Source organism: Noviherbaspirillum agri (assembly GCF_054780595.1).
Genome location: NZ_BAAGWA010000001.1, coordinates 252,409 through 275,025, shown reverse-complemented (window position 1 = coordinate 275,025; position 22,617 = coordinate 252,409). Strand labels below are relative to the sequence as shown.

Below are 22,617 nucleotides of genomic sequence, written 5' to 3'. Positions count from 1 at the left end.
TAAGTTTCATCTAAGCATCGTGTGAGAGACTGCCTCGGCTGAATTTCCATGCGTCTACTGTGCCTCTTGACACGATGGCCACATCTGATCGACGCATTCATGTTGACTTCGCACGGAGGATTGCCATGCAAAACAAAGCAGTCACGCCCTTTACCCTGAAGGGGGTTTCGAACAACGAGCGCCAATCGCCTCATGCGGCGCAAACCATTACGAAAGCCATACGCCCCATTCACCTTCAGCGGGCAGAACTGGAAAGGCGCGACCGCTACGGCCGATTCGGCGGTCGCTGATCCGCTGCCGTTCCAAGTGTGAGAACTCTGTCCGGCTATGTCCGGGCAGGATCCTTCGACAAGGCTGAGATCGCCGCAGCATCCGTCGAAAAGAAATACTCCCTCCCAAGCGCATCAATGAAGTGCGCCTTTTCCAACATATCCCACACCTGTTTCTTCACAGCGGACAAGTAAAGCTGGATACCGTTGCCGAGCAGATTCCCCCTCAGCAGCACCAATGTATCGATCCCGGTGACGTCGATATCGTTTATTCCGCTACAACAAAGCAGCACGCGCCGTATCTGCGGGTTGGCCCGGCAATATTCGTTGATGAAGCGGTCGAGCGCGGCCGAAGTCAGGAAGTTGAGCTCGGCATCGAGCCGCACCGCAAGCACGTCATGCGCGAGCGGTTCCAGGTCAAATCGGCTTCTGTGGCGCAGCGTGCCGTCGTCATGCAGGCCAACATCGACAATGCGCGGCTGCGTGCGACGGTACAGAAAGGCTGCCATCGTCAACCCGACGCCGGCGACGACACCCCAATGCAGGCGCGGCACCGAAAACAGCGTCACGGTAAAGGTGACGATTGCAATCACGCCATCCATCCGTGAAATGGCCAGCACGCGGCGCATTGATGAAAAATCGAGCAGTGAAAACACGGGCACCATCACCATGGCTGCCAGCACCGGCTTCGGCAGGTAGTAGATCAGGTCGGTCAGGAACAGCAAACTGAACAGCACGCACAGGGATGTAAACAATGTGGCCCACCCACTAGTTGCTCCGGCATACAGGTTCAGCGCCGACCGCGAGAAGGATCCGCTCACCGGGAAGGCGCCGCTGGCGCCGCTCATGACTTTCGCCAGACCCTGCCCGATCAGCTCCTGGTTCTCGTCCCATTGCTCGCTCCGCTTGCGAGCAAGGACGCGGCAACTCGACATCGCCTCGGTAAAACTGATGAGAGCCAGCACCAGCGCCGCCGGCCATAGTTCCTGGTGACTGCCAAGCGGAATGGCGGGCGGAAGCACCAGCCCGGGCACGCCTGCTTCGATTGTTCCCACGACTTCGCCGCCGTGCCCGGCATAGTCGAACAGCATGCTTGCAACAATGCCAAGCACCGTCACCACCAGCACTCCCGGAATGGAAGGGAAATAGCGCTTGGCGCCAATCAGCAGCAGTAACGACATGCCGCCGAATACCGCCGGCAAGGAAGTCTGCAGCGGTGCCTCCTGCCAGCCCCGGAATGCTTCAGAGATGCTCTCGGACGACAGGACCGCAATCCCGAGCAAGGCGGGCAATTGCGAAACAATGATGATGATCGCGGCGGCATTGATGAAGCCGACCATGACGGGTTGCGATACCAGATTGGCAATACGGCCGAACCGGAACGCGCCGAGGAGGAACTGGATGATTCCGGCATAGAGCGAAAGCCAGATCGCGAGTCCCACCCAGGTGTCGGTGCCAGGGTTGGCCAACGGCGCGAGCGAGCCGAAAGTGAGCAGACTGGTCAGCGCGACTGGGCCGACGGCGAGCAGTGCGGAAGAGCCCCACAGGATGCCGACAATGCTGGGCAACAGCGCCGCATACAGCCCAGTTTCCGCAGGCATGCCTGCCAGTTGTGCGTAAGCAACCGCTTGCGGGATCAATACCAGCCCGACGCTGATGCCGGCCCAGGCATCCTTGCGCAGCGAAGTCAATGTGGGACGCGGCCAGCGCAGGAATGGCATTGCCCTGGCCAGGCTGATTGGAATTCTCATCGGATGCGGGTTTATGAATCTTTCTGGCGGATTGCACATTATGCACGGGAATACGCCACCATCGCGGCGACGTGCTTTCCGTTTGCGCGGGCGCGAATGCGATCAACGGCCTGTTCATGCCGCTATTCCGCCTGCCGGAGATCGTATCGCAGGCGTACAATCCAGTGTCCGCAATGCCCGGCACCAGAGCCCCGCTGCCTCGGCTGCAATGCAGTCCGAGGGCCAAGCCACTGACACAGTCACCGAGAATGAAGATACTGCTGGTTGAAGACGATGCCATGATCGGCGAAAGTATCCAGGTTGCCCTGGAAGGCGAAGGCATAGGCATCGACTGGGTAAAGGATGGCGCCGCGGCGGAGACTGCCGTCAGCACACAGGCATATGATGCCCTGCTGCTCGACCTTGGCCTGCCGGAAAAGGACGGCATCGACGTACTGCGCAGCCTGCGCGCCCGCGGCAACAGCATGCCGGTGCTCGTCATTACCGCACGCGACACTGTCGCCCAGCGCGTACTCGGCCTCAAGAGCGGCGCCGATGATTACCTGGTCAAGCCTTTCGATCTCGAAGAACTCCTCGCCCGACTGCATGCACTTATCCGCCGCGCGCGGGGCGGAACCGATCATGCCTATCGCAACGGCGAGGTGACGGTCAACACGATGACGAAACAGGTACTGGTCGGCGAACGGCAGGTGATCCTGTCCGCGCGTGAATGGAGCATCCTCGATGCCCTGGTGGCCCGCCCCGGCGCCATCCTGTCGCGCGCGCAGCTGGAGGAACGCCTGTACGGCTGGAGCGGCGATGTCGAGAGCAATGCCGTCGAGGTCTACATCCACGGCCTGCGCAAGAAGCTCGGCGCGCAATTCATCGTGAATGTGCGCGGCGTCGGCTACATGGTCGAAAAGACCTGATGCGCTCGCTTCGCCTTCGCCTTCTCCTGCTGCTCGGTGCGGCGATCATTGCTGCCACGGTGTTGCAATTTGCAACGGCTGTCCGTGCCGCCACCCAGCAGGCGAACAAGCTGTTTGACTATCACATGCAGCAGATGGCACTGGCCCTGCAGGACAGTGCATTCCAGGACACCAACTGGTACGCGCAGCCCAACGCGGACGACGACAACTTCGATTTCGTCGTGCAGATCTGGACCGACGACGGCGTGCGCGTCTACCAGTCGCGCGCCTATCGCTCCTTGCCGGAGCGGGGCGAACTGGGTTACTCGACTGTCACGCTCGACAATGGCGACTGGCGCAACTACGTGACGATGACCGAGCATCGCGTGATCCAGGTCTCGCAAAAGACGGACACGCGCCGCGAGCGCGCGATCTCCCTCGCATTGCGTTCCGTATGGCCCATCATCCCGGTGGCCCTGCTGTTGTTTGCGGCTGCATGGTGGGTGGTCACGACCGCGCTCCAGCCGCTCACACGCATCGGCCATGAACTCTCCCATCGCAGCGCGGATTCCCTTGAGCCGGTGTCCGACGACGGCGTGCCGCAGGAAGTCTCCGTCCTTGTCGGCGAACTGAATTCGCTGTTGATCCGCATGGCGCAAGCCCTGCGCTCGCAACAGCATTTCGTCGCCGATGCCGCCCATGAACTGCGCACGCCGCTGACGGCGTTGAAATTGCAGGTGCAGACGCTGGCACGGACCAAGGATGAATCCTCGCGCCAGCAGGCTGTCGCCCGCCTGCAGGGCGGCGTCGACCGTGCCTCCCACCTCCTGGAACAACTGCTTGCCCTGGCGCGGCAGGATCCGTTGGCAGAACCGGCCGAGCAGTCGATCGTGGCATTGGCGGATTGCGCGGACCATGCCATTGCCGATGTAGCTCCGCTTGCCTCTTCCCGGCATGTCGCACTGCAGTTCGGGACGCGCGCGGATGCAAGTGTCGCCGGCAGTCCGGAAAACCTGCGCATCATGATCCGCAACTTGCTCGACAATGCAGTTCGCTACACACCGGACGGTGGCAAGGTGCGCATCGATATTTCATCGTCGGATGATGCCTGCACCCTTAGCATCCAGGATTCCGGCCCGGGAATTCCTGCGCCAAACCGTGCACGCGTCTTTGATCGCTTCTATCGTCTTCCGGGCACAAGCCAGAACGGCAGCGGGTTGGGACTGGCCATCGTCAAGACCATCGCCGAACACCACAAAGCCACGATCGAGTTGCACGACGCTTCACTTGGGGGGCTCGAAGTCCGCATCACCTTCCCGCTGGCACCGTCCGCAAAAGCCTGATCCGGCATTTCGGGATTCGCCATTGCGGCGCAGTGCTTGAACGTTCCGCCACGCGACATTTCTTCAGAAAATTCCTGGGCTTAAGTTCCACCTAAGCATAGTAGTGCACCATGGCAACATCTTTCGCACCCGCGCACATGGAGCAAAACGCAGTCGTCTGCATTGACATGTCGCTTCCGTGCCTGAGACGGTAAATCCCCATTCAGCCCGTGCAGTTCTGTGATTGACAGAACGGGCTTTTTTTTGCGGAGCGTCTCAGTCTCACGATGCGCGAGTGTGGATCATCCATTTTCATGTGCCGGCTGAATGCAGCCTTGCAGAGCCGGCACCGAGTCAAGAACGATGAGGTCATTACCGGGCCTTTTTCAGCCCCCGTTTTTACGGGGGCTTTTTTTTGGGCGACTGATCCGGAAGCTGTGGCGAATTGCGAGAGTTCACTTTAACTTTTTTCAATAAAGCCTTATTTTGCCTTCTTTTTCCTTGCTCCGATGCATGATTTTTTCTAGACTGCAATCTAGTAACAATCAGAATCATTAGGAGTGGCAACACATGGGGAGGTTTTTGATTGCAGTAATGCTGCTATTACTGCAGGTCATACAATTTCCGTCCGCGTCGTGGGCGAAGGACAGTGGCAAGAAAACTGCTTCTGCGCGCAAACACATCGTCAAGAAGTACGCGCCGGCAAAGCGCAAGGTCACTGCCGCCAAGTCAAAACGCGCAGTCACTGCTGCCAAGTCAAAGCAGAAGCTGCGCGCCTATTCAACCCAGCGCAAGAAGGTCAGCGCAGCCAAGCGTGGACGACTGGTCAAGAAAACCATCATCGTGCGCGGCAAGCGCAAGACCATCTACGTACATGCAGCGCCGCCGAAATACGTGCGTCGTGCGCCGCCTGTTCGCACCGTCGGCGACCTCGCAGGCTTGAACCGGACGAATGATCCGCTTGATCTCAATTCCAATGCAGCGCTCGTGCTGGATCCCACCAGCTCGGAAGTGCTGTTTGAAAAGAATTCCGGTGCCGTACTGCCGATCGCATCGATTACGAAGCTGATGACCGCACTCGTCGTGGTCGAGTCGGGCCAGGACATGGATGAAGTCCTGACCGTCACCTCCGATGACATCGACCGGCTCAAGCACACCTCGTCACGCCTTCGCGTCGGCTCGCGCCTCACGCGCGCCAACATGCTGCATATCGCGTTGATGAGCTCCGAAAACCGCGCCGCATCCGCGCTCGGGCGTCACTATCCCGGCGGACTGGATGCTTTCGTCGCCGCGATGAATACGAAAGCCAGAACGCTCGGCATGACGGATACGCGCTATGTGGAACCGACGGGGCTTTCCAGGAGCAATGTGTCCAGCGCACGCGACCTTGCGAAACTGGTTCTCGCCGCGCAGCAGCATCCGATCATTCGCGAGTACTCGACCAACAAGGAATACGAAGTCGAACCTGGCGGCCGCTCGCTGCAGTACCACAATTCCAACAGGCTGGTGGCCAATCCACAATGGGATATCGTGCTGCAGAAGACCGGCTATATCTCGGAGGCCGGCCGTTGCCTCGTGATGCAGACCATGATCGACGACCGCGCCATCGTGATGGTGTTCCTGGATGCGAAAGGAAAGTTCTCGCGCGCTGCAGATGCGGGGCGCATGCGCAAATGGCTGGAAAACACCAAGCTGCCTTCAATGTGAGGCACGCCTGCCGCTGTTCCATGCGCGCTCCCCGCTGCAGGGTAAGGCCGGTGCTGAAGAAGCTGTAACGGCAAAGCCGGCTCGCTCCGGTGCTACTGCCGGCTATGCCGACCTTCCTTTTTCGACTGGTACATGAGCCTGTCGGCATGCTCCAGGAGCTGGTGGATCGTGGTGCCGTGATCGGGATAGAGCGCGATGCCGATACTCAGGCGCGTGCGCTGCTCCTGGCCCTCCAGACTTATCGGTAGCGCAACGGCAGACCGGATCTTTTCCACAACGGACGCGACGGCATCCGGCTCGCGGACCTCCTCCAGGAGCACGGCAAATTCATCCCCGCCAAGACGAGCGACGGTGTCTTCTTCGCGCACACACTGCAGGATCCTCTTGGCGATCTCCTGCAACAGGCGATCACCGGCAGTGTGTCCGTACGTGTCGTTGACCGTCTTGAAGTCATCGACATCGATGTAGAGCACCGCCGCGCGGCTGTGATGCCGCCTTGTTCTCGCCAATGCCGACGCCAGCCGGTCATAGAACAGCCGACGGTTAGGCAGGCCGGTGAGTTCGTCATGCCGCGCAGCGCGCAGCAGCTCCGCGTTCAGCCTGCGCCGGTCCAGCGCGGCTGCAAGCTGTGTTGCGACGAATTGCATCAGCTCCTTGTCCTTCTGCCGGTACGCGGTGCCCGGATAGCTCCGGAGGATGACGGCGCCCAAGGTTTCGCTTTGCGAAATCATCGGCACGACCAGCCAGGAATCGCTGGCTTCATGCATCGCCGCATTTGGCGGCAGCGAAGAGCCATGCTCACCGTTCACGAGGATCGGCAGCCCAGTCTGCATGACTTCCGCGCAGATCTTCCTTGCAAATCCGTCCTGCATGGCTGGCGCGTTTCCGAGCAGGTCGATCTGGTAGGGGAAAACAAGCGTTCCTTTTGCCGCGTCGCGAATGGCAAAAGCACAACCAGCCACGGAGACGAGCCTGGCAATGATCTGGTGAATCTCGCGGAACAGGCGGACAAGGTCGGTTGCGCCATGCGCCGCTTCGGAGATCGCATAGGTCGCTGCCTGCATCTCTTCTGCCCGCTTCCGGTCCGTGATGTCGCGTGCCACGCCGATCCGCAACTGATCCTGCTCGGACCAGCGGGCAGACCACATGACATGGACCAGGTACCCGTCTTTGTGAACATAGCGGTTTTCGAAGCCGATCCGCGGTTTGCCTGCCATGACCTGCATCGCCTCTTCCCAGGTCTTTGCGCGGTCCTCGGGGACGACGAGGTCAATCATGGTGCGGCCGATCATTTCGTCCGGCGTGTAGCCGAAGATATGCTCGCATGCCGCGCTGATGAAGACGATGCAGCCGCGAACATCGACCATGACCACTGCGTCGAGCAGCAGGTCGACAATATTCGGCGTCGGAGGATTCTTTTTTCCGTCCATGCTTCCTGACAGTCAGACTCAATGCGATCGGAATCCCGGTAACCGAAACAGCCGGGCCGGCTGATTTTGCGGGAACATCGCCTGCGGGCACATCGTGTGCCGAACCATCTTCGGGTGATCGCCAAACAGGCAAATGGCCATTTCATTATCTCTCTTCAGGTTCTGCTGCGCGAACTCGATCAACGGCTTCCTCTGCCCGGGATCAGTTCTCGGAATTCGCGGAGTTCGCCGAGCTCGCTAACGCTGGGCCCTTGTCGCCCACCGGCGAGTCTGAAATATTCTCCTGACAGGCGCATGACGTTTCCTTTCCAGCGAAAGATATCAATTTTTCATTGTAGTCCTGCTGCTTCCCGGCCGGCACACACTTTTGCAGTACACCCGGCGACCGCGTCCAAGTAATGACCACGAACGCAATATAGGTATTTTTCCCTATAGCAATGCACGTTTCTTCCAATTTCCCGCCATTGCCCAGAGGCATATGCTGAGCCCGTAATGACCAAGGAGCTTCGCATGAGCACGAAACCCAACCCTTCCCGGCGCGCCTTTCTGGCAGCGTTGCCGGCCGTGACCGCGGGCCTGGCGGCACCTGCCGTGGCGGCGACCGAGGAAAAGACCCCGCACTGGGGCATGCTGATCGACACGCGGCGCTGCATCGGCTGCCAGGCCTGCACCATCGCCTGCTCGATGGAGAACGCACTGCCCGAAGGGCAGTTCCGCACCACTGTTGCCACCTACGCGGTCACCAACGAGCGGGGCCTGTCCGGCGTGGCGATGGTTCCCCGCCTGTGCAACCACTGCGACGAGCCGCCCTGCATCCCGGTCTGCCCGGTCGGCGCGACCTTCAAGCGCAAGGACGGCGTGGTGCTGGTTGACGGCGACAAGTGCGTCGGCTGCGCCTACTGCGTGCAGGCCTGCCCGTACGATGCGCGCTTCATCAACCACCACACCGGCAAGGCCGACAAGTGCACCTTCTGCAGCCACCGCGTTGAGGCAGGCTTGCTGCCTGCCTGCGTGGAGACCTGCGTCGGCGGCGCACGCATCTTCGGCGACCTTAACGACCCCGGCAGCGAAATCAGCCGTCGCATCGCAGCATCCGAAGGCAAGACCAGCGTGTTGAAGCCCGAGGCCAACACCAAGCCGCATGTCTTCTATATCGGCCTCGACAAGGAACTTGACGGCCGCGTCGATACCGCTTCCGCCGCCGAGATGATGTGGCGCCCGAACCAGCACGGAGGATGAACATGAACAACGTCGTCGAAGTAATGGGCTTTGCCCGCGAACCCGGATGGCTGCCGTGGGCCGTACAGTATTTCTTCCTGATCGGGATTTCCACCGCCGCCTTCTTCCTGTCCCTGCCCGGTCTGTTGCTCAGTCGCGCCAACTGGCGCGGCGTGTCGCGCCGGGCGCTGCTGGCTTCGCTGGTCTGCGGACTGGTGGCGCCGGTCGCGCTGCTGGCCGACCTGCACCAGCCGGGACGCTTCCTGAACTTCTACTTGCACCCCAACCTCAACTCCTGGATGGCATGGGGATCGTTCTTCATCCCGCTCTACCTGTTCGGCGTGATGCTGTATGCATGGCTGTGCCTGCGCCCGCTCTTGGCCGACATGGCCGCCCGTCCCGATACCGGCAGGCGCCTCTCCGCCCTGTACCGGGCACTGGCCTACGGTGGTCACCACAACGCTGGCGCGATTCGTGCCGCAGCCGTGGTCGCGACGTTGGGCGCCGTGCTGGTGCTGCTCTATACCGGCATGGAAGTGATGGTGGTGCAGGCCCGCCCCTTGTGGCACACGCCGTTGCTGCCGGTACTGTTTGCAGTGACCGCGCTCGCCGGCGGCATCGGCATGACCGGCCTGCTGGAAGCGATGTCTCGCAAGACCGCATCGGCGCCACTGATCAACCGCTGGATCGAGGTCAGCCAGTGGGCGACACTGGCACTGATCGCCGCCTGGCTGCTCTCCGGTATCACAGGCATCTCCGCTGCAGCAAGCGATGCGCTATCTGCCATGCGCGGCTCGCTCGGCTGGGTGATCACGCTCGGTTGGCTGGTCGGCACGACATTGTTGACCATCTGGCTGGCACGCACACGCCGCGACGCACTGGTCCTGCCGGCACTGCTGGTGCTGCACGGCACCTGGGCGGTGCGCTGGGTCGTCTTCATGGGCGGCCAGGGCATTCCCAAGCTTGGCGCCGCTTTCCAGCCCTACTTCCTGAGCATGACGCCATCCAGCGTGCTGGGCATCATCGGCACCGCCGGCCTCGCACTCACCCTTTACATCATCCTGACCAGCTTCATCCCGTGGGATGACCCGGCCGAAGCCTGAGGAGCACCATCATGAAAATCAGCAAACGTCGTCAAGTACTCGCCGTCGGTGGCCTCGCCGCCTTCGCTGCAGGATTCTCCGAAACCGCCGGCCGCATGGTGGGCAAAGCGCTCGGCCATGACGAGCCGAAGCACAAGACCGCAGGCGACGCCCCCGCGCCGGAATTCCGCGTCGATGCGCAGGGCAACGTCTCCATCAATCCGGCACAGCAGGTCAGCTACACCACCTGCCTCGGCTGCACCACGATGTGCGGCGTGCGGGTGCGCATCGACCGCGCATCGGGCAAGGTGATCCGCGTGGCCGGCAATCCGTACAGCCCGCTGTCGACGGACCCGCACCTGCCGATGAAGGCCAGCGTGCGCGAGAGCTTCAAGGCGATCTCGAATTTCGAAGGGAAAGGACTGGAAGGCCGCTCCACCGTCTGCGGCCGCGGCAACGCCGTCGCGCAGCAGATCAACTCGTCCTACCGCGTGCTGACGCCGTTGAAGCGCGTCGGCCCGCGCAACAGCGGCCAGTGGGAGCCGATCTCATTCGAGCAGCTGATCACGGAAGTCGTCCACGGCGGCAACCTGTTCGGTGAAGGCGTCATCGAAGGCCTCGCTTCGCTGCGCGACCTGAAGACCCCGATTGACAGCAGCAAGCCGGAGCTCGGCCCGCGTGCCAACCAGGTCGCGGTGCTCTCCAGCGTGAACGACGGGCGTGAAAGCTTTGCCCGCCGCTTCTTCAACAAGTCCTTCGGCACGATCAACTTCTTCGGCCATGGCTCCTATTGCGGCGGCGCCTATCGTTCCGGCTCGGGCGCCCTCTTCGGCGACCTCAAGCAAATGCCGCATGGGAAGCCGGATTTTGCGAATGCGGAATTCGTGCTGTTCGTCGGCACTGCACCCGGACAGGCCGGCAATCCGTTCAAACGGCAGGGCAAGCTGATCGCCAAGGCCCGCACACAGGGCAAGCTGTCCTACATCGTCGTCGACCCTGTGCTGACCCACGCAAGCAATCAGGCCGTGGGCGACCGCGGACGCTGGCTGCCGATCCGTCCCGGCACCGACGGTGCGATGGCGATGGCGATCATTCGCTGGCTGTTCGACAACGAGCGTATCGACAGCCACTTCCTAAGCTTCCCGAATGCGGCGCTCGCCAAGCAGAACGGCGAGCCCTCGTTCAGCAATGCAACTCACCTGGTTGTCGTCGAGCCGAAGCATCCGCGCGAAGGCCGCATGCTGCGCGCTTCTGACCTCGGCGTCGAACTGCCGGAAGACCAGCGCTACAAGGACGGCGACGCCTTCGTCTGCCTCGACCAGGACGGCAAGCCCGTGTTCCATGACAAGGCAACCGGCCCGGCGCAACTGTTCGTCGACACCGCGCTCAACGTCGGCGACAAGGAGGTGCGCGTCAAGTCGTCACTGCAGCTGCTGCGCGAAGAAGCAATGCGCCTCGACATGAAAGCCTATGCCGATGCCTGTGGCATCGACGCCGACACGCTCGCTGCATTGGCGAAGGAGCTGTCGTCGCATGGCAAGCGCGCCTCAGTCATCGCGCACGGCGGCATGATGAGTGGTAGCGGTTTTTATAACGCCTACGCGCTGATGAGCATCAACGCCCTGCTCGGCAACATCAACTGGAAAGGTGGCTTCGTCGCCAACGGCGGCGGCTTCAAGTTCGACGGCGAAGGCCCGCGCTACAACCTCGACACGTTTGCCGGCATGGTCAAGCCGAGCGGCACGCCGCTGGGACGCAATGTTCCCTACGAGAAGAGTTCCGAGTTTGCCGCACGCAAGGCGGAAGGCAAACCTTATCCGGCACAGGCGCCGTGGTTCCCGAATGCGCCGGGGCTCACCACTGAACTGCTGCCCGGAGGACTGCGCGGCTACCCGTACTCATTAAAGGCACTGGTGCTGTGGTCGTCCAATCCGCTGTACGGCATCCCCGGCCTGCGCAGCCGGATCGCGAAAGATCTGGCCGATCCGGCAAAACTGCCGCTGATCATCTCGGTCGACCCCTTCATCAACGAGAGCAACGCGTACGCCGATTACATCATCCCGGATTCGCTGATGTATGAAAGCTGGGGCTGGGTCGCCGCCTGGAACGGCGTGCCGACCAAGTCGATGGGTGCGCGCTGGCCGGTGATCGAACCGAAGGCGCAGAAAACGCCGGACGGCCACGCGATCGGCATGGAGACCTTCTTCATCGCACTGGCAAAGGAAATGAAACTGCCGGGCTTCGGCGATGCGGCACTTGCCGACACCGAAGGCCACAGCTATCCGCTGAACACGCCGGAAGACTGGTACCTGCGCGGCGGCGCTAACATCGCGTGGCAAGGCAAGGAGCCGGTGGCCGATGCGACTTCGGAAGACATCCTCCTGTCCGGCGTCGAACGCATCCGCCCGCTGCTGGAGAAAACGCTCAAACCCGAGGAAGTCGGCAAGGTGGCCTTCCTGCTCAGCCGCGGCGGCCGCTACCAGCCGGCCAAGGATGCCTTTGATGAGGAAAATGACGAGTGGATGCGCAATCCGATGAAACCAATGTCCCATCTGTGGAACGAGAACGTCGGCAGCTCGAAGAACAGCCTGAACGGCAAGCGCAACCGCGGCTGCGCCGGCTGGAGCGAACCCGCCTTTGCCGACGGCACGCCGGTGCGGAAGATCTACCCCGCCAGCGAGTGGCCGCTGCAACTGGTGAGCTACAAGTCCGCGCTGCAGAACCCCTACTCCATCGGTGCCACCCGCCTGCTCGCGGTGCATCCGGAAAACCCGGTGCTGATCCATCCGGATGATGCAAAACGACTGAAGCTGGAAATGGGCGACCTGACCGAGATCACCACGCCGGGCGGCAGCCTGAAGGCGCGCGTGATGATCCACGCAGGCATCACGCCCGGCGTGGCCGCATTCGAGCACGGCTTCGGGCACAAGGAGCTTGGTGCGCGCGCACACCGCATCGGTCGCAATCGGCAACCCGAGGACAAGCGTCTGGCCGCTGGCGTGAACATCAACGACATCGGCCTGATGGATCCGACCCGGCCCGACAAGGCGCCCTGGGTGGATGCCATCTCCGGCACCTCGGTGCGGAACGGTTTGCCGGCGAAGATCAGGAGGGCCTGAGCAGCGGACAGTTACCAACTGACAGATACCTCGTGTAAAGGACGAAGCCCAGCGAGACTCTTGAAGTCACGCTGGGCTTCGTTTCATTGCGAGAACCGGGTCAGCGCCCGTATCGCGGAACGGCCGCTACTGCTACTGCTTGCAGGCGCCTTCGCGATAGCCGCTGACCTTGCTGTCGCTGCAGGCATCGCATGCATTGCCATACGTCCGCCACTCGGTTGAAGGGCAAGGCGTTGTGACGCACCGGACACCTGTGTCCCGGCTCGCGCAAACCGGCTTGTATTCCCGTGTGCACATCTGCGGACGCGGATCGCGGCATTGCGTGAGATTTTCCGGCTCCTTCAGCGGTTCCTGCACCGTCTCCTGCAACGGACGGGCGCCGCATGCCGCGACAAGCGAAACGGCCAACAGCATCATCAGGGTACGTGTGGTGACCATCTTCATCATGCGTCCAGCGTTGTCGGCAAGGTTTTGATGACGATATCCGTGCCGTCGATGAACTCGACCGCGCAGAAATCCGGATGCGGATTGATCACCCGCACCTGCTCCAGGTTGAGCAGCGCATCCTCGTCCATGATCCGGCCCATGCCGGTGCTGTAGAGCTTCACCGGCACCAGCGAGGGAAACAGCCGCAACAGCTCTTCGCTGCTCGCGGTCACAGCCAGCGTCGGCCTGCCTTCATCAAAGGCGCAATGCACAAGCGTCTTGCCGTTCTGCTCGGGATGCGACTTGGTCGTGTAATTGACGGAACTGCCGTTGAGCAGCTTGTCGTGCAGGGAATTGTCGTGCCGGACGACCTGCACCTTGCGGATATTCATCGCGTACCTCGTGTTGTTAAGTGACTAAAGCCATCTTAGCAATCAATGCACGGTGCCGCCAATCCGGTAGCAATTCGGACAGCAATTCGGGCAGCGAGCGCCGCAACTTCTTGCAGCAGGCATAAGGCAGGTGATGGATTCAATCCAGCGCCGCCGGATCGGCCCTCAGCATCAGCCGCGCCAGCTCCGCCGCAGAGGAAAGCCCGGCCTTCTCCATCACATGCTGGCGATGAATGTGCACCGTTTTCTCGCTGATCCCCAGTGCCGTTGCGATCAGCTTGTTGGGCTGGCCGAGGGCGACCAATCGCGCGACTTCCTTTTCCCTCGGCGACAGCGATGCGAGTACCGCGCGTGCCTTTGTCTTGACCTGCTCTTCCTGCACCGCCTCGGCGCTGCGGCGTATCGCTGCGGCAACAGCGTCGAGCACGACCTGGTCCTTGAAGGGCTTCTCGATGAAATCGGCGGCGCCGGACTTCATCGCCTGCACCGCCATCGATACATCGGCGTGGCCGGTCATGAAGATGATTTGCATCGGGATGCCGCGCTCGCGCAGCACCTGCTGCAGTTCCAGCCCGCTCATGGCAGGCATGCGGATGTCGAGCAGGATGCAGCTCGGCTGCAATGGCGGCGCCGCAAGCGAAAGGAATTCTTCGGCGGACGCATGCAGCTGCACTTTCCAGCCGACGGATTCAAGCAGGAAGCGCAGCGAGCGGCGCAGGCCGGCATCATCGTCGACAACGTGGACCAGGCATTGTTCAGGTGCTGTGTTCATGACAAGGGAGCGAGAAGGAAAAACGCATGCCGACGCCGTCCGGATTGGGCGCGGCCCACAGGCGGCCGCCGTGGGCTTCGATGATCGTCTTGCAGATCGGCAGTCCCAACCCGAGACCGTCCGGCTTGGTGGTGAAGAACGGCTCGAACAGGTGCGACCGCTGTTCCGCGGTAAGGCCGACGCCCTGGTCCACCACATGCACCTGCACGCGCTTGTCAGCGGGCTCGATGGTGACGTAGACCACCTGCCGCTCGGGAGGCAGTTCGCGGCCGGCGTCGACGGCATTCTTGATCAGGTTCAGCAGCACCTGCTGGATCTGCGGCCCGTCGGCGAGCGCGCGGCACGACCCGTCGGTGCGATCGACGATCATGATGTCCGGTGCGCTTGCGAGCATGCCGACGAGCAAGCGGCGCGCTTCCTCGGCGATTGCCAGCAGATCCACCGGCTCGCGGGTGGCTTCGCGCTTCCTGGCGAAATGGCGGATGCGCTGCACGATGCCGCCGGCGCGTTCGGCTTCGTTGGCGATCTCCGTGCAGGCTTCGTTCACCGCCTCCGGTGTCAGCGTGCCGCTGGACTGGCGGCGCAGGACACTGCGCGCATAGGTGCCGATGGTGGTGAGCGGCTGGTTGATCTCGTGCGCAAGGTTGCCTGAGAGTTCGCCGAGCACCGACAGGCGCGACAGGTGTTCCATCTGCTCCTGGTTTTCACGCATGCGCGTTTCCGCCAGCTTGCGCGCCTGCAGGGATTCGCGCAGCTCGGCGGTGCGGCGATGCACGAGTTGCTCGGCACGCACGGTATGGATGATCCACGCGATCATCACGGCCATGATTCCGGCCAGCCATGGCCAGAAGCGCCGGGCAAGTCCTTGCGGGGTGATCTCGTTCAAATAGGAATACGGGCCGATGCGCAGCTCGCGGTAGAGCTCGTGGATAGGCTGGTAGTCGGCGGGCACCGACCAGCTTGGTCCGGTGTCGGCTTCCGGCATCGACAGGAGTGCGCGTGCAACGGTCTTTGCCAGCGCAGGGTCGGTCTGGCGCGTGACGGCGATCGGCCAGTCGGGATACAAGGCCGTCGACACCATGCATGGGAAGCCCTCTTCCCGGTGTGGCGAGAGGACGCGAAAATCCTCGAGCCGGATGCGCCCCTGCCGCGCCATCTGCTCGAGGAAACAGGTGCGGACGATGCCGGCATCTACCGAGCCGTTCTGCACGGCTTCGAACACGCGGCTCATTGGCAGGCCGACGAAACGCACTTCCGCCACGTCGGACTCCACGTCGACGCCGTGCTGGCGCATCTCGCGGGCAGCGATGAGGTAACCGCCGAATGCCTCGGGTGCCACAGCGGCCAGCCGCTTGTCATGCAGGTCGTCCAGCTCGTTCAGTCCGCTACCGCCGGCGCGCGTGAAGACAACGGATCCGATTGCACGGTCGGGACGGCGGATATCGGGCGAGACCAGCGTTGCGATGCGGCTGAGGCCGAACTCGGCTTCCATCTGCACGTAATAGCCCGGGTTGGTAATGACAAGGTCGACTCGCTGCTCCGCAATTGCCTTGCGCAGTCCTTCCGCATCGTAGTTATCCAGGCGGAACCGGTATTCGGGCAGCGTGTCCCTGAGGTAATCGAGTGCGGGCGACCAGTCGGAGATCGCCTCGCTTTCGCCCTGGTAGGCGAAGACGCCGATGGTGACGTCGCGTACGGCTGCATTGGCGATGCCGAGCCAGCATACGAGGGAGAGGCTCAGAACCAGATTCAGCCGAAGGAGGCGATGACGAAGGTGAAGTCGCATGGATGTCGTGAGTATACCGCGCTGCTACTGTGCTACAGCAGCAGAAAAGCCGGCCTCGGCGCCTCTTACTTTGCCCCAAGGCGCTCCAGGCGCTGCGCGAGCGAGGCGGCGGACAGTCCGCCGACGCGCCGGTCAACCAGCTTTCCCTGGGCGTCAAAGAACAAGGTAGTCGGCAGCCCCTGCGAGCCCGTCTGGTAGGCAAGCTGGCGGCCCGGGTCGAGCAGTACGTTGTCGAGCTGGAGCTGTTCCGCATCGAGATAGGCCCTCACCGTCTCCGCCGACTCGCCCTGGTCGGCAAAAATGAAGACGATCTCCGGATGCTTGCGTTGTGCATCGCGCAGTGCCGGCATCTCGCGCCGGCATGGCGGGCACCACGTCGCCCACATGTTCAGCACGATCGGCTTGCCCGCGAAGGCCGACAGCCGTGCCGTGCTGCCGTCGAGCCGCGTCAGCGCAAGGTCCGGCACTTCCTTTTTGCCGGTATGCACGAGCAATGTCACTGCCGTACCGACCGTCCAGACCAGCATGCCGGTCATCACGGCGTACGCGAGCGGCTTGCGGCCGTCCTTCGTACGCCATGCGCACCACACGGCCATGGCAACGGCGGCGAGGATGCCGGCCGACGCCAGGAAACCGCCGTCGCGAATATCAATGATGCTGAAGGGCGCAGCCCGGTACGCATCCCAATACATGACCACAAAGGCAAGCCGCGCGCCGAATACGCCGGCAAACAGCACTTTCCATAGTTGCGGCTCGACATCCGCGCGCGGCTTGCGCCCGGCGATTTTTGCCACGGCCAGGCTGACGGCCCCGGCCGCAAACAGGATCACGAGCCCCAACGGGAAGGCAAACGTACCGATATTCAGCGAAGCCATTGCTTTTCCATCCACTTCAAGGCGATGTTCTCCGCCGATTCTTGACCTGCCTTATGCATTCCCGATTCTCCAGCCGAATTTCTTGACATGAACAGTTTATCCAATAATATAGTAATAGATCTATTACTTTACCCGATCACTACGTGAATACGACGCCAGCCAAACACCTGCCCGCGGAAGAACGCCGCGCTGTCACCATCGAAGCCGTGGTCGAGCTGGCCGCGACGCAAAATCCGAGCGAGATCAGCACCGGGGCCATCGCCAAGCGCATGAACCTGACGCAAGGCGCGCTGTTCCGCCATTTCCCCTCAAAAGACGCGATCTGGCAAGCGGTCATGGAATGGGTTGCAGACGGCCTGCTCTCCCGCATGGAGCGCGCGGCGGCCGGAATCGACTCCCCGCTTGCGGCAATGCAAGCAATGTTCATGAGCCATGTCGAATTCGTCGTCGAATATCCCGGCGTGCCGCGCATGATGTTCGGCGAGCTGCAGCGGTCGGAGCCCACACCGGCCAAGCGCATGGCGCAAACGCTGATGGCGAAGTACGCAGAACGTATCCGCGAACGCATCGAACAAGGCAAGCAAGCCGGCGAAATTGCGGAGGACGTGGACACGCAGGCAGCAGCCGTCCTCTTCCTCGGCACGATCCAGGGTCTGGTCATGCAATCGATGCTGTCCGGCGATATTGAGCGCATCCGCAGCCATGCGCCGGGCGTCTTTGCCATCTACCTGCGCGGCATCAGGAGCCAATCATGAAACGCATGCTGTCGGATCATTCGAGGAAGATCGTCCTCGTCGCAGTGCTGGTCCCGATGCTGGGCCTGTTCGGCTTCACCGCGCTGCGCTCGGGACCGCTCGCTCCCGTGCCGGTCACGGTCGCCGCCGTCGAGCAGCACGAAATCACGCCGGCGCTGTTTGGCATCGGCACCGTGGAGGCGCGCTACACGCACAAGATCGGGCCGACCTTCGCAGGACGCCTGAAGCGCGTGGACGTGCAGCCGGGGGATGCGGTCAAGGCCGGACAACTGCTCGGCGAGATGGACCCGGTCGACCTCGATGACCGCATCGGCGCGCAGGAAGCGGCGCTCAAGCGCGCGCAGGCCGGCGTGCTGGCGGTCGATGCGCAGATCCGGGAAGTCGCCGTGCGCAAATCCTTCGCCGAAACACAGGCCAAGCGCTACGACATGCTGCTGGAAAACCGCGCCATCAGCACGGAAGCCGCCGAAGCCAAGCGGCAGGAAGCACAGGTTGCGCAGGCCGCGCTGTCGGCGGCACAGGCAAACCTCGATGCATCGCGCCAGGATCTTGCCCGCCTGCGTGCGGAGCGCGACGGCCTGATGCGCCAGCGTGCCAACCTGCGCCTTGTCTCTCCGGTGGACGGCATCGTCACCAGGCGTGACGCCGATCCGGGCAGTACGGTGGTTGCCGGACAGGCCGTGGTCGAAGTGGTCGAGCCGGGCAGCATCTGGATCAATGCGCGCTTTGACCAGCAACGCGCGATGGGCTTGCGCCCCGCCCTGCCCGCGCAGATCACGCTGCGCTCGCTGGGCGGCGAGCCGCTGGCGGGACGCATTGCGCGCGTCGAGCCGCACGCCGACGCCATCACTGAAGAGGCGCTGGCAAAAGTCGAGTTCCAGCCGCTGCCGCAGGCGCTGCCCCCGATCGGCGAATTGGCGGAAGTCACGGTCGCACTGGCGGCGCAGAAGAAGATGCCCGTCGTCCCCAATGCGAGCGTGCAGCGCATCGGCGGACGCCTCGGCGTCTGGCTGGTCGATGACGGCAGCCTGCGCTTTGTCCCGGTGCGAACCGGTGCCGCCGACCTCGACGGCCGCGTGCAAATTCTCGATGGACTGAAAGGTGGCGAGCAGGTAGTCGTGTACAGCCAGAAGCCGCTCACCGCTGACAGCCGCATCACGATTGTCGACAGCATTAAAGTCAAATCATGATCAGCCTGGCCGGACGCGACATCCTGCATGCCTGGGGCAAGTTCGTCTTCACCGGCATCGGCCTGGGCTTGCTGATCGGCGTGACGCTCACGATGGCCGGCGTCTACCGCGGCATGCTCGACGATGCCAAGGTATTGCTCGACAACAGCGGCGCCGACCTGTGGGTGGTACAGCAGGACACGCTCGGCCCTTATGCGGAGTCGTCGAGCCTCTATGACGATACCTATCGCGGCATTCTCGGCATGACCGGCGTGGCGCGCGCGGCCAATGTGACCTACCTCACCATGCAGGTGGGCGAGGCCGGCACCATGGCACGCAACGCGCGCGACGTGCGCGCCATGGTGGTCGGCGTCACGCCCGACGGACCGGGCCACCCGGGACAGCCGCGCCACCTGCTCGCCGGCCGGCACCTGACGCGTGGCCACTATGAAGCGGTCGCCGATGTCGCCGCCGGCTTCGCGCTGGGCGAACGTATACGCATCCGGCGCAACGACTATACGGTGGTCGGGCTGACGCGGCGCATGGTGTCTTCCGGCGGCGACCCGATGATCTTCATCCCGCTGAAAGATGCGCAGGAAGCGCAGTTCCTCAAGGACAACGACGCCATCGTGCGCCAGCGTGCGCGCACCGCGCAGAATCCGGCGCTGAACCGCCCGGGCGTGCCCGGCATGCTGGATGCCGTGATCGCGTCGCAAAGCGTCAATCCATTCGTCAATGCGGTGCTGGTGCAGCTTGCGCCCGGTGCCGACCCGGAGTCGGTCGCGGAACCGATACGGCGCTGGAAGCGCCTGACCGTCTACACCCGCGCGCAGATGGAAGAGATCCTGGTCGCCAAGCTGGTGGCGACCTCCGCGCGGCAGATCGGCATGTTCCTCGTGATCCTCGCCATCGTCAGCGCCGCCATCGTTGCCTTCATCATTTACACGCTCACGCTGGGCAAGATCCGCGAGATCGCCGTGCTCAAGCTGATCGGCACGAAAAACCGCACGATCGCCGCGATGATCCTGCAGCAGGCGGTCGGGCTGGGCGTAATCGGTTTCATCGTCGGCAAGATCGCCGCCACCTTCTGGGCGCCGATCTTCCCGAAGTATGTGTTGCTTGAACCCGGCGATGCGCTGCGCGGATTTATCGCCGTCGTCGTTATCTGCGTGCTGTCCAGCGTGCTGGCGATCCATGCCGCACTGAAGGTTGATCCTGCGGAGGCCATCGGTGGATAAGCAAATTGACAATAAGAAAATTGACAATGCACGGCGCGGCATCCGCATCGAGGGCCTGCGCAAACGCTATGGCGAAGGCGATACCGCCGTGGATGCGCTCAAGGGCGTGGACATGGCAGTCGCCCCCGGTGAAGTGGTTGGCCTGATCGGGCCGTCAGGTTCCGGTAAGAGCACACTGCTCAAATGCCTGGGCGCAGTCATCGAGCCGACCGCGGGTCGCATGATGCTTAACGAGGAGACGATCTTTGACGACGGCTGGAAGATCAGGGATCTGCGTGCGCTGCGCCGTGACAAGATCGGCTTCGTGTTCCAGGCGCCGTACCTGATCCCTTTCCTTGACGTCACCGACAATGTCGCCCTGCTGCCGATGCTGGCGGGACGGCCCAACGCCGAGGCGCGCCAGCGCGCGCTGGAACTGCTCGATGCACTCGATGTAGCGCACCGCGCCAGGGCGATGCCGACGCAACTGTCGGGCGGCGAGCAGCAGCGGGTGGCGATTGCAAGGGCGCTGATCAACCGTCCGCCGGTGATCCTGGCCGACGAGCCGACCGCGCCGCTCGACAGCGAGCGCGCGCTCGGCGTGATCCGCATCCTCAACCGGATGGCGCGGCAGTTCGACACCGCGATCATCGTGGTCACGCATGACGAAAAGATCATCCCGACCTTCCGGCGGATCTACCATATCCGCGACGGCAGGACGGAGGAAGAAGCCGGCGAAGGCAAGCCGCTCGACTGACATCGCGCGGAACGATAGAACTGGGGCAGCGCCATTCCGCTGCACACGAGGCGAGCCTGTTTTACATCGACATGACACAAGGCCAGCCGTCATTGGAGGAAAGACACGGTATGAAAGCGTTTCAGGATTACTATCCGGAGAATGTGGCGCAATGCTATGGCTGCGGCGCACATAACGAGCACGGCCACCGCATCAAAACCTACTGGGAAGGCGACGAGTCGGTCACGCGCTACACGCCCGAGCCCTACCACACCGCCATTCCCGGCTACGTCTACGGCGGCCTGATCGCGTCGCTGATCGACTGCCACAGCACCGGCACCGCCGCCGCCGCGATGTACCGCGCGGAAGGCCGCGAGATGGACACGCTGCCGCCCTTCCGCTTCGTCACCGGCTCGCTGCATGTGGCCTACCTGAAGCCGACACCGCTGAACGGCCCGCTGGAAATCCGCGGCCGCGTCAAGGAAATCAAGGGGCGCAAGGTCGTCATCGAATCCACCGTCTATGCCAACGGCGTCGCTACGGCGAACGGCGAGGTGGTGGCGGTACAGATGCCGGAGAATTTCGGCGCCTGAGCGCAGGCATGACACGCGCCGCCCGATGGTGCTGACCTCTGCCCCGCTGTGGCTCTCGCTCGGTGCGGGCGGTGCGCTGCTGCTCGGCGTGCGTGCACTGCTCCATCGCGGCCTTGCCCCGCGGGCAACGCTGGACGGCCTACAACCGGCTGACTTCGGCTTGCCGGCACAGGCGGTGCGCATTCCCGCGGCGCGCGGCCTGGCATTGTTTGCCTGGTACGTCCCGGCAAACAATGAACAAGCTGCCCATGCGACACCTGCACCCGCGGTCGTACTCCTGCACGGATGGGGCGGCAACGCGAGCTCCCTGCTCCCCGCCGCGCGGATGCTGCACGATGCCGGTTATGCGGTGCTGCTGCCGGAGTCCCGCAACCACGGCCGCAGCGACCGCGACGGCCACAGTTCCCTGCCCCGCTTTGCCGAAGACCTTGACAGCGCGCTCGACTGGCTCAAGGCGCAGCCGGGCGTGGATCCGGCGCGCATTGCCGCACTCGGCCATTCCGTCGGCGGGGCGGCAGTGCTGCTGAGCGCTTCACGCAGGAACGACCTGCGGGCTGCCATCAGCGTTTCTGCCTTCTCCCATCCAGAAGAAATGATGCGCAGCTGGCTGGCCAGCCGACGCGTACCCTACCGGCCGATCGGCTGGCTCATCAACCGGTATGTGGAACATGTGATCGGCCACCGCTTCGACCATATCGCGCCGGTCACCACCTTGCGCCGCGTTTCCTGCCCGGTGCTACTCGTCCACGGCCGGCAGGACTCGACCGTGCCAGTCGCGCATGCGTCCCGAATCCTGCAATGCAGTGGGTCGGCCGAAGCCAGGCTCATTGAGCTCGACGGCACGCACGAAGCCTTCACGGACATGGAACTGGCGATGCAACACCTTCGCGGTTTCCTCGACGAGACTTGCGGCCAGCCGGCGGGCACCGCCAGCGATTCCCTTCGCTAAGACAGTGCCAGCCTGACTGGCTCGACGCCGGCGCTGGCCGCCTTTCACCTCCCTGCACGCATGCCGTTGCAGCTCAACTTCTACACTGGCAGCAAATCTTTCTGCCACTGCCTGCCACCGCCAGTGATTGGCAGCAAAAGCATCGCCCGGTCGAGCGCTCTT

20 protein-coding genes are annotated in these 22,617 nt (G+C 62.8%); 13 read left to right on the top strand and 7 right to left on the bottom strand.

Going from position 1 to position 22,617, the window contains the following annotated elements:
• Window positions 1-125 precede the first annotated feature (125 nt).
• Window positions 126-290 (top strand): hypothetical protein, encoded by a 165-nt coding sequence (locus tag ACYVIA_RS01095; RefSeq protein WP_460837050.1) that lies wholly within the window; start codon window positions 126-128, stop codon window positions 288-290.
• A gap of 35 nt (window positions 291-325) precedes the next feature.
• Here the strand turns inward: ACYVIA_RS01095 and ACYVIA_RS01090 are convergent, their stop codons facing one another.
• On the bottom strand, window positions 326-2,020 hold the full coding sequence (locus ACYVIA_RS01090; protein ID WP_460837049.1) for a SulP family inorganic anion transporter: 1,695 nt from the start codon (window positions 2,018-2,020) through the stop codon (window positions 326-328).
• A 248-nt stretch (window positions 2,021-2,268) separates the two neighbouring features.
• Between ACYVIA_RS01090 and ACYVIA_RS01085 the strand changes: the two genes are divergently transcribed.
• The 3 genes from ACYVIA_RS01085 (at window position 2,269) to pbpG (ending at window position 5,936) form a co-directional block, all read left to right on the top strand.
• Window positions 2,269-2,928 (top strand): response regulator, encoded by a 660-nt coding sequence (locus ACYVIA_RS01085; protein WP_460837047.1) that lies wholly within the window; start codon window positions 2,269-2,271, stop codon window positions 2,926-2,928.
• Complete coding sequence (locus ACYVIA_RS01080) at window positions 2,928-4,250, top strand: ATP-binding protein (RefSeq protein WP_460837044.1); 1,323 nt, start codon at window positions 2,928-2,930, stop codon at window positions 4,248-4,250. The genes ACYVIA_RS01085 and ACYVIA_RS01080 overlap by 1 nt, the downstream gene beginning before the upstream one ends.
• Window positions 4,251-4,823: 573 nt before the next feature.
• Window positions 4,824-5,936, top strand: a complete 1,113-nt coding sequence (gene pbpG / locus ACYVIA_RS01075) for a D-alanyl-D-alanine endopeptidase (protein ID WP_460837041.1) — start codon at window positions 4,824-4,826, stop codon at window positions 5,934-5,936.
• Window positions 5,937-6,028: 92 nt separating this feature from the next.
• Here the strand turns inward: pbpG and ACYVIA_RS01070 are convergent, their stop codons facing one another.
• Window positions 6,029-7,366 carry a sensor domain-containing protein gene (locus ACYVIA_RS01070; RefSeq protein WP_460837040.1) on the bottom strand — a complete coding sequence of 446 codons (1,338 nt, stop codon included), beginning with the start codon at window positions 7,364-7,366 and terminating at the stop codon, window positions 6,029-6,031.
• A 510-nt stretch (window positions 7,367-7,876) separates the two neighbouring features.
• Here ACYVIA_RS01070 and dsrO point away from each other — a divergent pair.
• The 3 genes from dsrO to ACYVIA_RS01055 are packed head-to-tail and all read left to right on the top strand — an operon-like array spanning window position 7,877 to window position 12,785.
• On the top strand, window positions 7,877-8,605 hold the full coding sequence (gene dsrO / locus ACYVIA_RS01065) for a sulfate reduction electron transfer complex DsrMKJOP subunit DsrO (RefSeq protein WP_460837038.1): 729 nt from the start codon (window positions 7,877-7,879) through the stop codon (window positions 8,603-8,605).
• Between the two features lie 2 nt (window positions 8,606-8,607).
• Complete coding sequence (gene nrfD / locus ACYVIA_RS01060; RefSeq protein ID WP_460837036.1) at window positions 8,608-9,687, top strand: NrfD/PsrC family molybdoenzyme membrane anchor subunit; 1,080 nt, start codon at window positions 8,608-8,610, stop codon at window positions 9,685-9,687.
• A gap of 11 nt (window positions 9,688-9,698) precedes the next feature.
• On the top strand, window positions 9,699-12,785 hold the full coding sequence (locus ACYVIA_RS01055) for a molybdopterin dinucleotide binding domain-containing protein (RefSeq protein ID WP_460837034.1): 3,087 nt from the start codon (window positions 9,699-9,701) through the stop codon (window positions 12,783-12,785).
• Between the two features lie 132 nt (window positions 12,786-12,917).
• On the opposite strand, the gene ACYVIA_RS01050 is transcribed toward ACYVIA_RS01055, so the two are convergent.
• The 5 genes from ACYVIA_RS01050 to ACYVIA_RS01030 form a co-directional block, all read right to left on the bottom strand.
• The gene (locus tag ACYVIA_RS01050; RefSeq protein ID WP_460837032.1) at window positions 12,918-13,232 is read right to left on the bottom strand and encodes a hypothetical protein; all 315 of its coding nucleotides are present in this window, start codon (window positions 13,230-13,232) and stop codon (window positions 12,918-12,920) included.
• Window positions 13,229-13,603, bottom strand: a complete 375-nt coding sequence (locus ACYVIA_RS01045) for a hypothetical protein (protein ID WP_460837030.1) — start codon at window positions 13,601-13,603, stop codon at window positions 13,229-13,231. The genes ACYVIA_RS01050 and ACYVIA_RS01045 overlap by 4 nt, the downstream gene beginning before the upstream one ends.
• Before the next feature lie 139 nt (window positions 13,604-13,742).
• On the bottom strand, window positions 13,743-14,375 hold the full coding sequence (locus ACYVIA_RS01040) for a response regulator transcription factor (protein WP_460837028.1): 633 nt from the start codon (window positions 14,373-14,375) through the stop codon (window positions 13,743-13,745).
• On the bottom strand, window positions 14,359-16,161 hold the full coding sequence (locus ACYVIA_RS01035; protein ID WP_460837026.1) for a sensor histidine kinase: 1,803 nt from the start codon (window positions 16,159-16,161) through the stop codon (window positions 14,359-14,361). The genes ACYVIA_RS01040 and ACYVIA_RS01035 overlap by 17 nt, the downstream gene beginning before the upstream one ends.
• Window positions 16,162-16,226: 65 nt before the next feature.
• Window positions 16,227-17,036 (bottom strand): prolipoprotein diacylglyceryl transferase family protein, encoded by an 810-nt coding sequence (locus tag ACYVIA_RS01030; RefSeq protein WP_460837024.1) that lies wholly within the window; start codon window positions 17,034-17,036, stop codon window positions 16,227-16,229.
• 143 nt (window positions 17,037-17,179) lie between these two features.
• Here ACYVIA_RS01030 and ACYVIA_RS01025 point away from each other — a divergent pair, with 143 nt between their 5' ends.
• From ACYVIA_RS01025 to ACYVIA_RS01000, 6 genes are all read left to right on the top strand, one after another.
• Complete coding sequence (locus tag ACYVIA_RS01025) at window positions 17,180-17,791, top strand: TetR/AcrR family transcriptional regulator (RefSeq protein WP_460837022.1); 612 nt, start codon at window positions 17,180-17,182, stop codon at window positions 17,789-17,791.
• Between the two features lie 5 nt (window positions 17,792-17,796).
• Window positions 17,797-18,981, top strand: coding sequence for an efflux RND transporter periplasmic adaptor subunit (locus tag ACYVIA_RS01020; RefSeq protein ID WP_460837621.1), 1,185 nt, complete (start codon window positions 17,797-17,799; stop codon window positions 18,979-18,981).
• Window positions 18,978-20,198, top strand: a complete 1,221-nt coding sequence (locus ACYVIA_RS01015; protein ID WP_460837020.1) for an ABC transporter permease — start codon at window positions 18,978-18,980, stop codon at window positions 20,196-20,198. Before ACYVIA_RS01020 ends, ACYVIA_RS01015 begins: the two co-directional genes overlap by 4 nt.
• Window positions 20,191-20,934, top strand: a complete 744-nt coding sequence (locus tag ACYVIA_RS01010; protein ID WP_460837018.1) for an ABC transporter ATP-binding protein — start codon at window positions 20,191-20,193, stop codon at window positions 20,932-20,934. Before ACYVIA_RS01015 ends, ACYVIA_RS01010 begins: the two co-directional genes overlap by 8 nt.
• A gap of 110 nt (window positions 20,935-21,044) precedes the next feature.
• Window positions 21,045-21,506, top strand: a complete 462-nt coding sequence (locus ACYVIA_RS01005; protein WP_460837016.1) for a PaaI family thioesterase — start codon at window positions 21,045-21,047, stop codon at window positions 21,504-21,506.
• Window positions 21,507-21,531: 25 nt separating this feature from the next.
• Window positions 21,532-22,455 carry an alpha/beta hydrolase gene (locus tag ACYVIA_RS01000; protein WP_460837014.1) on the top strand — a complete coding sequence of 308 codons (924 nt, stop codon included), beginning with the start codon at window positions 21,532-21,534 and terminating at the stop codon, window positions 22,453-22,455.
• Window positions 22,456-22,617 lie beyond the last annotated feature (162 nt).

Bases quoted from the DNA above. Each gene is read 5' to 3' on its own strand.
- ACYVIA_RS01095 (WP_460837050.1), top strand. From the start codon at position 126: ATGCAAAACAAAGCAGTCACGCCCTTTACCCTGAAGGGGGTTTCGAAC.
- ACYVIA_RS01090 (WP_460837049.1), bottom strand. From the start codon at position 2,020: ATGAGAATTCCAATCAGCCTGGCCAGGGCAATGCCATTCCTGCGCTGG.
- ACYVIA_RS01085 (WP_460837047.1), top strand. From the start codon at position 2,269: ATGAAGATACTGCTGGTTGAAGACGATGCCATGATCGGCGAAAGTATC.
- ACYVIA_RS01080 (WP_460837044.1), top strand. From the start codon at position 2,928: ATGCGCTCGCTTCGCCTTCGCCTTCTCCTGCTGCTCGGTGCGGCGATC.
- pbpG (WP_460837041.1), top strand. From the start codon at position 4,824: ATGCTGCTATTACTGCAGGTCATACAATTTCCGTCCGCGTCGTGGGCG.
- ACYVIA_RS01070 (WP_460837040.1), bottom strand. From the start codon at position 7,366: ATGGACGGAAAAAAGAATCCTCCGACGCCGAATATTGTCGACCTGCTG.
- dsrO (WP_460837038.1), top strand. From the start codon at position 7,877: ATGAGCACGAAACCCAACCCTTCCCGGCGCGCCTTTCTGGCAGCGTTG.
- nrfD (WP_460837036.1), top strand. From the start codon at position 8,608: ATGAACAACGTCGTCGAAGTAATGGGCTTTGCCCGCGAACCCGGATGG.
- ACYVIA_RS01055 (WP_460837034.1), top strand. From the start codon at position 9,699: ATGAAAATCAGCAAACGTCGTCAAGTACTCGCCGTCGGTGGCCTCGCC.
- ACYVIA_RS01050 (WP_460837032.1), bottom strand. From the start codon at position 13,232: ATGATGAAGATGGTCACCACACGTACCCTGATGATGCTGTTGGCCGTT.
- ACYVIA_RS01045 (WP_460837030.1), bottom strand. From the start codon at position 13,603: ATGAATATCCGCAAGGTGCAGGTCGTCCGGCACGACAATTCCCTGCAC.
- ACYVIA_RS01040 (WP_460837028.1), bottom strand. From the start codon at position 14,375: ATGAACACAGCACCTGAACAATGCCTGGTCCACGTTGTCGACGATGAT.
- ACYVIA_RS01035 (WP_460837026.1), bottom strand. From the start codon at position 16,161: ATGCGACTTCACCTTCGTCATCGCCTCCTTCGGCTGAATCTGGTTCTG.
- ACYVIA_RS01030 (WP_460837024.1), bottom strand. From the start codon at position 17,036: ATGGCTTCGCTGAATATCGGTACGTTTGCCTTCCCGTTGGGGCTCGTG.
- ACYVIA_RS01020 (WP_460837621.1), top strand. From the start codon at position 17,797: ATGCTGTCGGATCATTCGAGGAAGATCGTCCTCGTCGCAGTGCTGGTC.
- ACYVIA_RS01015 (WP_460837020.1), top strand. From the start codon at position 18,978: ATGATCAGCCTGGCCGGACGCGACATCCTGCATGCCTGGGGCAAGTTC.
- ACYVIA_RS01005 (WP_460837016.1), top strand. From the start codon at position 21,045: ATGAAAGCGTTTCAGGATTACTATCCGGAGAATGTGGCGCAATGCTAT.
- ACYVIA_RS01000 (WP_460837014.1), top strand. From the start codon at position 21,532: ATGGTGCTGACCTCTGCCCCGCTGTGGCTCTCGCTCGGTGCGGGCGGT.